Here is a 13,335-nt window from a genome sequence, read left to right as displayed (position 1 = left end):
CAGATAATTGAAGAATACATGAAAAATACAATATACATATCTATCTTTTTTTTGTTTGCAGGCATTTTGTGTTTGCAAGGACAAGAAGTAAAACCAATTTCGAAAGTAGAAGTCTTAGTTAGAGTTTCAGAGAAGAACACAACAATTAAGATTTCTGAAGAAGAATTTAATGCAGCAAAAGCAGATTATAAGCAAACAAATGCAGTGTTTTTACCAAACATTACAGCAAGTCATACTGGTATTTCAACAACAAATCCTTTAATGTCTTTTGGATCTAAATTAAATCAGGAAATATTAACACAGAATGATTTTAATCCAGCATTGTTAAATGACCCAACAACAACTAGAAATTTTGCAACGAAAGTAGAAATTCAGCAACCATTAATAAACTTAGATGGCTTTTATCAAAGAAAAGCAGCGAAGTCTAAAATGGAAGCAATGTCTTTAAAAACAGAGCGTACACAAGATTATTTGATTTTTGAAGTTGAAAAAGCATACATGCAATTGCAGTTAGCATATAAAGCTGTTTCTGTTTTAGAAAAAGCTTTGGAAGCTGCAAATGCAAATAAAGAAATGGCTGATAATAGTTTTAAACAAGGTTTTTTACAGCGAGCTGATGTTTTAAACGTTGAAATAAGAGTTACAGAAGTTAAAAACCAATTGCAAACAGCAAAAAGTAATGTGCAAAACGCTTCAAACTATTTGTCTTTTTTAATGGATGATAAAAGCTATGTTGTTTATCAACCAACAGAAAGTTTAACGGTTTCGAGTATTCATATTGATAACAAAACAATTTCTGAAAACAGATCGGATATAAAAGCAATGCATTTAGCATCTAAAGGTTATGAGGCTATGAATAAAGCTGATAAAATGGCTTTTTTACCACGCTTAAATGCTTTTGGAAGTTATGAAATGTATGACAACCAATTGTTTCAAGGAAATGCAAATGGATATTTAATTGGAGCACAATTAAGTTGGGATATTTTTCAAGGTTCTAAACGTTTTGGTAAAGCACAGAAAAGTAAAGCTGAATTTGAGAAATCTAAATTAGAATACAATCAATATGTTTCTAAAAGTAATTTAGAATTAAATAAAGTAAAGCGTCAATTGGTTGATGCAAAAAATAGATTAGAGTTAACCGATTTGGCAGTACAACAATCTGAAGAATCTTTAAGAATTAGAAAAAATAGATTTAAAGAAGGTTTAGAAAAAACATCAGATTTATTAATGGCAGAAACTCAATTTGCTCAAAAGCAATTAGAATATTATCAAACAATTTTCGAATACAATTTTACACAAACTTATTTAGAATTTTTAACTAAAGAATAAAGATAGTAACCAGTCGCAGTATTCAGTCAAAAAAAATAAAACAAAAAAATGAAAAAATACATCTACATAATCGCAGTAATAACTGCATCATTATTCATTACTAGTTGTGGAAGTGAAGAGAAAAAAGAAGTAAAAGATACTACACCTGCAATTAAAATTACAGTTAGTAAAGTTGCAATAAATAGTGATAGCCAGTTTTTATCTGTAAGTGGAAAAATTCAAGCATCTAATAGTGCAGATTTAAGCACAAGAATGATGGGTTACGTTAAAAAAGTACACGTAAATGTTGGTGATAAGGTTAGAAGAGGTCAATTATTAGTTTCTATTAATAATACGGATTTACAAGCTAAAAAAGGACAAGTAAATGCAGGTATTACACAAGCTAAATCTGTATTTAATAATGCTGAAAAAAATTACAAACGTTTCAAAAATTTATTTGCGAGTAATAGTGTCACTCAAAAAGAAATGGATGATATGACAGCTAATTACGAAATGGCAAAAGCAGGTTTAGAATCTGCAAATCAGATGAAAAATGAAATCAATGCACAATTTGCATATTCTAATATTACAGCTCCTTTTAGCGGTGTAATTACCAGTAAGAATATAGAAGTTGGAGATATGGCAAACCCAGGAATGCCTTTAATTAGTTTAGAAACGCCTAAAGAGTTTGAAGTAATTGCAATGGTGCCAGAAACTGAAATTTCTAAAATTAAGAAAGGAACGTCAGTAAATGTTTTGGTAAAATCTTTGGATAAAATCTTGAAAGGAAAAGTTAGCGAAGTAAGTACTTCTGCTAAAAATACTGGAGGACAATATTTAGTGAAAATAAATTTAGATAAAACAGATGTTCATATTTTATCTGGTATGTTTTCTACGGTTCAGTTTCCTGTAGAAGGAAAAGTAAAATCAGAGTTGGTTTTAATTCCTAAAGAAGCAATTGTAGAAAATGGTCAGTTATCTGGAGTTTATACTGTAAGTGAAAGCAATACAGCATTATTACGTTGGTTGCGTTTAGGAAGAGTTTATGGAAATAATGTTGAGGTTTTATCGGGTTTAAATGCTGATGAATCTTATATAGTTTCTGCGGAAGGAAAATTATTCAACGGAGCTAAAATAAGTGTTCAGTAGAACAGTCATCAGTTGGCAGTAACAGTTTTCAGTTTCCTGCAAGGTTTCAATAACCTTGTAGGTATCAAGATAAAATTTTAAACAAGAATTATCGCGTTAAGGATAGCAATGGAAATCCTTTTTTTTATACTGAACTGGTTTCAGTATCTCTTTTAAAAGAGCAGAAAGCTTAAGTAGAAAGATGCTGAAATTAATTCAGCACAAGAAAAAAGATTGAAATGAATAGCCTGTTAAAACGCCCAAAAATATAAAAGAAATGAAAGAAGGTTTAGCTGGAAAAATTGCAAAAGTCTTTATAGGATCGAAACTTACAGTGCTTCTAATGGTCGTTTTTATGGTTGTTGGTGTGTATGCTTCGTTTTTGATTCCGAGAGAAGAAGAGCCACAAATTGATGTGCCAATGGCAGATATTTTTGTTGGTTATCCAGGTGCGAGTCCAACAGAAATTGAGAATAGAGTTGTAAAACCTTTAGAGAAATTAATTTCTAATATTAAAGGTGTAGAGTATGTGTATGCTACTGCTATGAATGAAAAAGCAATGGTAATTGTGCAGTTTTATGTGGGCGAAGATATAGAGCGTTCTTTTGTGAAATTATACAATGAGATTAACAAACACATGGATCAAATGCCTGCAGGCGTTACGTTTCCGTTGGTTAAAACACGTGCTATTGATGATGTGCCAATGTTGGGGTTAACATTGTGGAGTGAAAACTACAGTGATTATCAATTAAGCCAAATGGGGCAAGAATTAGAAACAGAGATTAAGAAGATAAATGATGTTTCTATTACGCATAAAATTGGTGGAAGAAATCGTCAATTAAGAGTTGTTTTAGATAAAGATAAATTGGCTTCTAGTGGATTAGATTTCTTGTCGGTTTCTCAAATGATAAAAGCCAATAATACACAATTAAGTTCTGGTAGTTTTGATAAAAATGACACGGAGTTTTTAGTAAAAACGGGTAACTTTTTAGCATCTGTAACTGATGTAGAGAATTTAGTAGTTGGTGTACAACAAAATAGACCTATTTATTTAAAACAAATAGCAACTATTGTTGATGGACCAGAAATTCCACAAAATTATGTGTCTTTAGGTTTTGGACAAGCGAGCGAGAAATCTCAAACATACAAATCGGAATATCCTGCTGTAACTATTTCTGTCGCTAAAAGAAAAGGTGCAGATGCAATGAAAATTTCGGAATTAATTTTACATAAAGTAGCGCATTTACGAACTACTTTAATTCCTGATGATGTTCACGTAGAAGTTACTAGAAATTACGGAGAAACAGCTTCTCATAAAGTATCAGAGTTATTGTGGCATCTTATTGGTTCTATCTTTGCAGTTACTTTGGTGGTAATGTTAGCAATGGGTTGGCGTGGTGGTTTGGTGGTGTTTTTATCTGTGCCAATTACGTTTGCTTTAACATTGTTAAGTTATTACATGTTAGATTACACATTAAACAGAATTACGCTTTTCGCATTGGTTTTTGTAACTGGTATTGTGGTTGATGATTCCATTATTATTGCAGAAAATATGCATAGGCATTTTAAGATGAAACGCTTGCCTTTTAAACAAGCTGCATTATATGCAATTAATGAAGTTGGTAACCCAACAATTTTAGCAACGTTTACAGTAATTGCTTCTGTTTTACCGATGGCCTTTGTGTCTGGTTTAATGGGGCCTTATATGGCACCAATGCCAATTGGAGCTTCAATTGCAATGATTTTATCGTTATTTGTAGCTTTAACAATTACTCCTTATTTAGGATATATTTTCTTAAGAGAAAAAGATAAAAAAGGTGGTGAAGAGAAAGTTGAAAAACCTTTGGAAGAAACTTTTATTTATAAAATTTATGACAGATTTGAAAGACCTTTAATTGAAAATAAAACAAGAAGATGGTTGTTTTTAGGAGGGACATTCGTTGTGTTAATGGCAACAATGGTCTTATTTTTCACCAATTCTGTAGCTGTGAAAATGTTACCTTTTGATAATAAAAATGAGTTTCAGGTAGTAATTGATATGCCAGAAGGAACAACGCTAGAAAGAACTGGAGTTGTAACTCAAGAAATTGCACAGTATTTATCTACAAGACCAGAAGTTGTTAATTATCAGAATTATATTGGTACTTCTGCACCAATTACTTTTAACGGTTTAGTTCGTCATTACGATTTACGTGGTGGATCTAATATGGCTGATATTCAAGTGAATTTGGTTGATAAAGGCGAACGTGAAATTCAAAGTCACGGAATTGCAAAATTATTAAGACCAGAAATTCAGAAAATAGCAAAGAAATACAATGCAAATGTAAAGCTGGTGGAAGTTCCCCCAGGACCGCCGGTTTTATCAACAATTGTTGCAGAGGTTTATGGACCAGATTATGAACAGCAAATAGAAATTGCAAATCAGGTTCAAAATATCTTAAAAAATACTGATGATGTTGTTGATGTAGATTTTATGGTGGAAGCTGATCAAATTGAATATCAATTTGAAATAAATAAAGAAAAAGCAATGTTGTATGGAGTTGCTCCTCAACAAATTGCTTATACAATGAATATGGCTTTGTCTAACAGAGCGATTACAAATTTGTATGACGAAAATGCTGTAAATCAAGTTGGTTTGGTTTTAACTTTGGATGAAAAAGAAAAATCAACTATCTCTGATATTTCTCAATTGAAAGTAAAATCGAAACAAGGTAACATGGTGCCAATTGCAGATTTAGTTGAAATTAAAGAAACAATTGCAGCAAAAAGTATTTTCCGTAAAAATCAAAAACGTGTTGTTTATGTAATGGCAGATATGGCTGGGGAATTAGAAAGTCCTGCGTATGCAATTTTAGGAATGGAAGAAAAATTGAATACAATAAAGCTTCCTGAAGGTTATAAATTAAACGAGATGTATTTAGGTCAGCCAGAATTTGAAGACGATTATACTGTGAAATGGGATGGAGAATGGCAAATTACATTAGAAGTTTTTAGAGATTTAGGAATCGCTTTTTTAGGAGCAATTATCTTAATTTATATTTTAATTGTTGGGTGGTTTCAAAACTTTAAAGCACCAATTGTAATGATGGTTGCAATACCGCTATCATTAATCGGAATTGTTTTAGGGCATTGGATTATGGGAGCATTCTTTACTGCAACTTCATTTATTGGAATGATTGCTCTAGCAGGAATTATGGTAAGAAACTCCGTTTTACTGATTGATTTTATCAATTTAAGACTAGAAGAAGGAGTGCCTTTAAAACAAGCAGCAATTGAAGCTGGAGCAGTAAGAACAACGCCAATTTTATTAACTGCAGGTACAGTTGTAATTGGAGCCTTTGTAATCTTATTTGATCCAATTTTTCAAGGATTGGCAATCTCATTAATGGGAGGAACCATTGTTTCTACAGTATTAACATTATTGGTTGTGCCATTAGTGTATTATATGATTGAAAAGAAGAATTATAAATAATCATTTTCCCCAATTGTTGCAGATAATCGCAGATTGAATTTTTATTCTCTGCGTGGATCTGTGAAATAAGCGGAAGCAAAAAATGTTATCAAATGAAATTAGTATTAGTTACAGCCGTAGAAGAATTTCAGAAAGATGTTTTAAACATCTTTAAAAAAGCAAATATTGAAAACTTTAGTAGTTCAGATATTGATGGTCATAAAAATTCACCTTCTTTATTAATGGCTTCTAATTGGTTTTCTGGAGAAAAGACTGGTAACGGTTCAACAATGTTTTTTTCTTTCACTAACAAAGAAAAAATAGACGATTTATTTACTTTACTAGAAGAATTTAATAGCAATTTAGAGACAAATAATCCTCTAAAAGCAATTGTAGTTCCAGTAGAAAGATTTTTATAATTAAAAAATAAAGAAAAAATGTTAAACAAATATTTTAGAGTGATTGTTGGTGTAATGGTTTTGTTAATGGTTGCATTAACTTATTATGTTAGTATAAATTGGTTGTGGTTTGGAGTCTTTATTGGTTTAAATATGATTCAATCTGCATTTACAAAATGGTGTTTGTTAGAAACAATTTTGGTGAAATTAGGTGTTAAAAAAGAAGGTGGCTCTTGTTCATCATGTTAAAAATATAGATAAAATAATAATGTTGAGAATTAATTTTTTCAACAAATAGCTTTGCACACGTGTGGACTCTGAGTAAAATATATTTTTATTTGGAGTTCACTTCTTTGGATTAATTTAATATTTAATAAGTTGATATATATCATTTTATAGTTCTTCTATGATGTCTAATTTTATGCTTTTAAATTTGATAAGATGAAAAGGATATTACATGCTACAGATTATTCAGAAAACGCAATACCAGCATTAAAATATGCGTTTAATTTATGTAAAAAATTAGATGCGAGTTTGTTTGTTATTCATGTTTTCGATTCACTTCCATTAGGTCTTGATGGTGAGAAAGATAACAAACACCTAAGTATATTAACTGAGTTTTGTGAAAAACATTATGAAGGAGATATTGATGAGTTAGATATAAGTTTTGATGCTATTGAAGATAAATCGATAGTACATGCAATTCTTAAAAAAGCGTACAGTTTAAATGCAGATTTAATTATTAGTGGTACTAAAAGTGAAAAAGTACTTAAGGAATTACTTTTAGCAAATAAAGCCAAAAAGCTAATAGAAAAAGCACCCTGCCCTGTATTAACAGTTCCAAAAGAGCAAAAAGAACATAAGATTGATACAATTGTTTATGCTTCAGATTTTGAAGAAAATGATATTTCTGCAATTTATGATCTAGTTAGTATTGCCAGAGCTTATGATGCCATTATAAAAATTGTTCATGTTTCTTCAAAAGAAGATGATGCAGAATTTGCAAAATTAGATTGGTTTACTAACTTACTAAATGAAAAGGTTAAATATGATAAGGTTGATATTGAGATCATCTATTCTCAAAACACCTTCGATTCTTTAAAAGCTTATTTTAAAGAAGAGAATGCTGATATGGTTACAATGTTAGAAAGAAATTCAAAAGGAATAATGAATATGTTGTTTCATATAGATTTAGTTAAAAAAATGGAAACTTTAGGAGATATTCCATTGATGAGTTTTAATGAAAATAAATTGTAATAATTTTATCACTTATAAATAGTTTTAGTTCAAAGTTACTTTGAACAATTTAATAGCAAAAAAAATCCCATTGTATATTTATTTACAATGGGATTTTTTCTGTTGTAGTAACTTACTTTTCCTCTATTATATTTAATTAACATAGATTTCCTTAATATATTACTTGTCAATTTTTTAACATCTTATTTTTATTTATTCTAAATAAACGCTTATATTTGCAGAATAATTACTGATAATGATTGTTTTTTATACTAAAAGTGCACCTGTAATTTCTATTTCGAACGAATCTGTTTGTAATAGTACTTGTTCTGTAAATTGTATTAAACCTAAATCGAAATGCTGTAATAAGTATAAGAAAAAAGGTATCAATTGTAAACGTTGCCCTAATATATTATTACAAGCTGCTTCATAGATTTACTTTTTTGTAGTAATTTTTATAACTCCTTCTTTTCCTTAGTTTTCATACTTCTTAATGTCAATTTCATTTCTAAGAACATTCACAGATTTAATAAATATTGTATTTATTTCTTGAAATTATTCGTTAATAGAGTTATTCATATTATTGATTATTATAGTTTTTTTGTGTGATAAAATCCTGTCTTAATGACTATTGTCATTTTGGGATTCTTTTAATACTCTTAACTTTGAAGATAATAATGTAATAAAATTCTTTAAAATGAAAAAGATATTACACGCAACTGATTTTTCTAAAAATGCAATTCCTGCACTGAAATACGCTCTTAATTTAAGTAAGAAATTAGATACAAGTTTATTTGTAATTCATGTTTTTGATTATCCTACAATTTTTGATAAAGACCTTAAAGAACCTTATATCAATCTTGAAGATAAGACTTATATAACGCAACAAAATAAATTGATTAATTTTTGTAATAGCAATTACGAAGGTGATTTAGAGGAAGTAGATGTAAGTTTTGAAGCTATTGAAAACAAGTCAATTATAAATGGAATTATTGAAAAAGCAAAAAAACTAAATGCAGATTTGATTATTACAGGAACAAAAAGTGAAAAAGTATTAAAGGAATTTCTCTTAGGTAAGACAGCTTTAAAACTTATTGAAAAAGCACCTTGTCCAGTATTAACGGTTCCTAAAGGTATATGTGCAAGTAATATTAAAACAATTGTTTATGCTTCAGATTTTGAAGAAAATGATATTTGTGCAATTTATGATTTAGTACATATTGCAAAGCCATATGAAGCAACAATAAAAATTGTTCATGTTTCTAAAAAAGAAAATTCTTATGTCTTACAGAAGAAAAGTTGGTTTGATCAATTATTAAAAGAAAAAATTAAGTACGATAAAATAGATACACAAATAATTTTTTCTGATAATGTTTTTGATTCTTTAAAAACCTATTTAAAAGATGAAAATGCAGATATGATAGCTATGTTAGAGAGAGATTCAAAAGGAATAGTTAAAATGTTATTTCATACTGATTTAGTTAAAAAAATGGAATCTTTAGGCAATATACCTCTTTTGAGTTTTAATGGTCATAGAATGTAAAAAAGTGATGTAATATTTAATTTTAAACAGATGGAAAGAAGGATATATAGAATATTAATTGTTGTTTCATTAGCATTAGGAATTTATCTTTTTAAGATAAAAGAATCTCACTCAGTACTTTTTTTATCAATATCTTTAGGTATTATCTTTTTTCTTTTTAGTGGTGGAATTCACGGTTTATTAGCTCATTCAGTTACACCAAAATTAAAAAACTATACAATTGTATATCCACTTTTAATGGGCTTAGTGTGGATGTTCTTATTAATTATATTAATGTTTTTTGTAATTCCTATTTTTTGCCCAAACTTTGTTCTATTAGGATGATTTTTTTGCTTCTCAATTTATTTTAATAGCCATTTTTTAAACCTATCTACTATTTTTTGGGGATGTATTAATCCCTTGTTTCTATACTAAATGGATATCTATAATTTCTATTTCTAACGAATATGTTTTCAATAATACATGTTCTGTAAATTGTATTAAACCAAAAATTAAGTATAGAAATAAGTGCATAAAAAAGGGCATCAATTTTAATTGATGCCCTAATATTATTCTAAAAACAGCTTCTTAGCTTGTTTTATATTTACTTTCTAGATAAAGGATCTAATCCAATAGTTCCATTTAAATTTTCTAAATAATTTTCAGAATTAACTTCTTTGTGAAATTGTTTTAAATCTTTTAAACGACCATTAATATCCATTTCTAAAACTAAAGCATTGTTTCTCGGATTTGAAATAAAATCCTCTAAATATTTTATTTGCTTTCCGTAAAAGGCAATATCTTTTTGTTGTTGTAGAACTAATCTTTCTTTGTACCATTCACTATTAACAACATAATCTCTGTCGAAGTACTTACGTAATTCTGGATCGCTAATATGCTTTCCTTCATAATTACCATAAGCCATTATGTGTAAAAGAATTTTTAAAGGTGGTGTTGCAGCTTCAATACTTCCATCTTCAAAATAGTTTAAAGCAACTTTTTGTTGAGCTTCAGTAATGTTTTTAATACCATCTGCATAATCTTCTAAGCCTTGTAATTCTGGTTTTAACATTCTATCACTAAAAACAGCAGTAGGCTCATCAAAAATTCTATTCATACATCTGTAAGAGAATTTCTTAGTAATTCTATACCCTAATCTACTCGCTAAAATAGTTTCTCCTTCGAATTCAAAATCTTCTATTTTTTCTAAAGAACCATTTGCAATTAAAGCTTTTGGATCTCTGTCAATTGGTTCTATTCTTGCCCAAATTTCAGGAATTAATAAACTGACATCATGGTCAATTTTATTTTCTGCACCAACATAACCGGCTGCAGTACTAAAACCATTAGATTCAGTTAAAATATGTGATAACAACGCATTATTTAAATCGGTTGTTGGCGTTAACATATTAAAAGGTGCTTTTGTTAAAGCTCCTTCAGAACCTGCACCAGTTGTTGATGGTGATTTACCTGTTAAACTACAAATAAAATCCATAAATAATTCTGGAGTTTCTTGGTAGTGAATAGGACTATAAACAGCTAATGGTCTAATACCAGCAGCTTTGTCTACAGGGTTATTTCTTCTTCCTGGTAAAACAGCATTTACAACGTTATTTAACGGATCTGTTAATTCCATTTTTCTAACTAAACGAACACCTACTTCTGCTAAATAAGTATCTTCTGTTTCATTGATAACTTTATTAGGCTCTAAATAACGAGGGTTTTTAGTTGGCTCACCATTTACAATTCTTGTATGTGATGGTAATGCAAAAAACTCTTCTTCTTTATCACTTTTTACAATACTTTCAATAAAATCTTTTACGGGTTGCGTATATTTATCATAGTTAATGGTGTCTTCATATATAACAACAGCATCTTCTTTTTTAAGTAACTCGTAGTTTGTTAAAAACCTTCCTTCAGTAACTAAATCTAATTCAGCTCCTTTATCATAACCTCTTACTACTGCTTCATCTGGTCTTTGAAACAAGTGAGCTTCACAATTGGTAAGGATTTTTAAACTCTTGTTTGTAAACTCAGGGTTTAAGTTTTTTAATCTATTTCTAGGTATTGTTATAGAAGCTGTAATATCATCTTCAGTTTGTATTTTTTCACAAGGAGAAAAATCAGAACGTAATTTGTTCAACATCCAGTTTCCCTTTTCGTTGAATCCAATACGAACATAACTACCAACAACAGGAGTATTATTATATAAAAGCCCGGTACCTTTTTTTCCGTTGATAATTTCTACAGACATGTATTCTTTCCAGTTTAACTCACCATGAGCTTGTCTGTATAAACGTTTTACAAATAATACTAAAGAACGAATATGAACAGGAATTCCATCTAAAAACGCATTAAATTCATCTGAATTATGTTCAGAAGGAATTAATAATTTCACTGCAGAACTTAACGATCTTTTTTCACTTAAAAATGATCTTGAAATTGGTCTATTTGGATCTTTAACTTTCCAACGATTAGAGTACACAAATTCTATAATTTCATCTGCTTTTTTGAAATCTTCATCGATATTTTGAATGTTAAAATTACTATATGTAATAGCATTTTGCATCGATTTAGATATTTCAGATTTTCCACCACCAGAAACTGTACAAGGTTTATGACAGAAAACTCCTTCTGCAAACGTATCTACAATTCTCCACAAATCGATAGATTTATGTTTTTCTAATTTAAATTTATTACCTGTTGGGTGTACATAAGTTTTAAAAGGAGACAAAGTTAATTTTTGCTCTTTACTATGATGCATCCAAGTAATACTATTTGTAGTGATGTTTACATATGCAAACTCAGGAATATAAATAATATTTGGGTATTTTTTATCTACGGCGTAGTTTTCTGGTTTTACATCAATTGTATCACCTAAAAGTTGTTTTACACCTTCAAAAGTATGCTCGAAATTATGGAATTCAGAATAGTCTCTACCATCTAAAGTATCACCCATAACTCTTCTAGCAAATGCAATTGCACCCCCAGCATGCTCTTCTTCTACTAATCCAAATAAGTTAGCAGAATAGCTAATTTGAGTTTTAATTTCTTTTTTAGAATAACCATAGTAGTTATCTGCAATTAAAGTAATTACAACACCTCTATCATCTCTACAAGTTATTTTAAATGCACCACCATCGTTATAAAGATCATTTTCATCTTTCCAACACATTCCGTCTTTTATCTGACGTTCTGTAGCATCATCAAAATGAGGTAAACCAAGATCTTTCTTTTTTAACTCTTTTAAATGCGGAGCTAAAACGATACAACCTGTATGACCTGTCCAATGTTCTGTATCTAAAGCAGCATCGTTTTGAGCTAAATTAGGATCTCCTGCGTTTCCAAAAATAGATTCTACGAAATCTAAATTACTTACTAAGTTTCCAGGAACGAAAAAACGAACTTCTAAAGATTTTTCTGAAATAACACCTTTTACTTCCGGACAAACTATTGGTCTCATTAATGTAGAAACCATTACTTTAGCTTGTTCTTCTTGACTTGAAGTAAATGGTAAAATTTTTAAATCATCAGAAGGATTAAAAGCTGCATTTAAAAGATGAGCAAATACTATTTTTGGTACCTCAAATTTATCTAAAGGAACAGGTAAAGGACCTTCAACAATATGAAAAGTCCCTTTTGTAGTTCTTTTATCGTTTAAAGGATTGTTTAAAATTCCTTGCTTTACTCTACTTGTTGTAACTAAATCACTTTTAAAAGTATCTCCATCAGGAGGTAAACTAACCTCTCTTGCTTGTCCTTTTTTTGATAATATTAATGTATTGTTTGGTAAAACAGTAGGTTTGTCTATAGAAACGTCTTTTAAATAGTCGTCTATAAATTCTTGTATTCTTGTATCTACTGGAGAAAGATGATCAGATAATAATCTTGATTTTTCTTGTAAACTTTTTATAAGCCCGCTTGTTAACTCTTCAAATTTAGGATCTAAAAACTTATCAGCACTTTCTGATTTGTCTTTAAATGTTGGTTGTCCCAACGAAGCTAACCTTAAGTTTATAAACTGAACAATATCTTTTCTAGTTTCTTCCATGGTGTTTTAGTTGATAGTATTAGTATAATTTCTTAAGCAAAACTAAAAAATGAAAGATTTATAAAACCTGTTAAATATCATGTTTCGAGTAAATTTTAACGAATACGATTGAGGGAATCAGTTTAAGATTGAGTGTTTTACAACGAATATAAAACTTTAAAAGAGAGAGATTTTTTTGATTAAAAGCTGAAAAAACCATTGAATTAATTTCAATGGTTTTTTCAGCTTTTAGTTACTTTTT

Annotated in this window: 10 protein-coding genes; 8 read left to right on the top strand and 2 right to left on the bottom strand. The window is 29.4% G+C overall.

The features are described from left to right. The first annotated feature begins 18 nt into the window (after window positions 1-18). From BTO07_RS10475 to BTO07_RS10450, 6 genes are all read left to right on the top strand, one after another. Window positions 19-1,329: a TolC family protein gene (locus BTO07_RS10475; RefSeq protein WP_087521180.1), complete on the top strand. Its 1,311-nt coding sequence runs from the start codon at window positions 19-21 to the stop codon at window positions 1,327-1,329. Between the two features lie 48 nt (window positions 1,330-1,377). Beyond that, window positions 1,378-2,457 (top strand): efflux RND transporter periplasmic adaptor subunit, encoded by a 1,080-nt coding sequence (locus tag BTO07_RS10470; RefSeq protein WP_087521179.1) that lies wholly within the window; start codon window positions 1,378-1,380, stop codon window positions 2,455-2,457. 256 nt (window positions 2,458-2,713) lie between these two features. Further along, window positions 2,714-5,908 carry an efflux RND transporter permease subunit gene (locus BTO07_RS10465; protein WP_087521178.1) on the top strand — a complete coding sequence of 1,065 codons (3,195 nt, stop codon included), beginning with the start codon at window positions 2,714-2,716 and terminating at the stop codon, window positions 5,906-5,908. A 92-nt stretch (window positions 5,909-6,000) separates the two neighbouring features. Then, window positions 6,001-6,306, top strand: coding sequence for a hypothetical protein (locus tag BTO07_RS10460; RefSeq protein WP_087521177.1), 306 nt, complete (start codon window positions 6,001-6,003; stop codon window positions 6,304-6,306). 18 nt (window positions 6,307-6,324) lie between these two features. Next, window positions 6,325-6,534 (top strand): YgaP family membrane protein, encoded by a 210-nt coding sequence (locus BTO07_RS10455; protein WP_087521176.1) that lies wholly within the window; start codon window positions 6,325-6,327, stop codon window positions 6,532-6,534. Window positions 6,535-6,726: 192 nt separating this feature from the next. After that, entirely contained in the window at window positions 6,727-7,542 is an 816-nt protein-coding gene (locus tag BTO07_RS10450; RefSeq protein WP_087521175.1) for a universal stress protein, read from the top strand. A gap of 246 nt (window positions 7,543-7,788) precedes the next feature. On the opposite strand, the gene BTO07_RS17635 is transcribed toward BTO07_RS10450, so the two are convergent. Further along, window positions 7,789-7,911 carry a hypothetical protein gene (locus BTO07_RS17635; RefSeq protein WP_257789745.1) on the bottom strand — a complete coding sequence of 41 codons (123 nt, stop codon included), beginning with the start codon at window positions 7,909-7,911 and terminating at the stop codon, window positions 7,789-7,791. Between the two features lie 307 nt (window positions 7,912-8,218). Here BTO07_RS17635 and BTO07_RS10445 point away from each other — a divergent pair, with 307 nt between their 5' ends. Both BTO07_RS10445 and BTO07_RS10440 read left to right on the top strand, forming a co-directional pair. Continuing rightward, window positions 8,219-9,064 (top strand): universal stress protein, encoded by an 846-nt coding sequence (locus BTO07_RS10445; RefSeq protein ID WP_157663326.1) that lies wholly within the window; start codon window positions 8,219-8,221, stop codon window positions 9,062-9,064. 30 nt (window positions 9,065-9,094) lie between these two features. Then, the gene (locus BTO07_RS10440; RefSeq protein WP_087521173.1) at window positions 9,095-9,388 is read left to right on the top strand and encodes a hypothetical protein; all 294 of its coding nucleotides are present in this window, start codon (window positions 9,095-9,097) and stop codon (window positions 9,386-9,388) included. Window positions 9,389-9,647: 259 nt separating this feature from the next. On the opposite strand, the gene BTO07_RS10435 is transcribed toward BTO07_RS10440, so the two are convergent. After that, window positions 9,648-13,094 (bottom strand): hypothetical protein, encoded by a 3,447-nt coding sequence (locus tag BTO07_RS10435; protein WP_087521172.1) that lies wholly within the window; start codon window positions 13,092-13,094, stop codon window positions 9,648-9,650. Window positions 13,095-13,335 lie beyond the last annotated feature (241 nt).

It is taken from the genome of Polaribacter sp. SA4-12 (assembly GCF_002163675.1).
Classification (GTDB): Bacteria; Bacteroidota; Bacteroidia; order Flavobacteriales; family Flavobacteriaceae; genus Polaribacter.
Note: the sequence above shows the minus strand (reverse complement) of the source record. Positions and strands in the feature narration are given on the sequence as shown.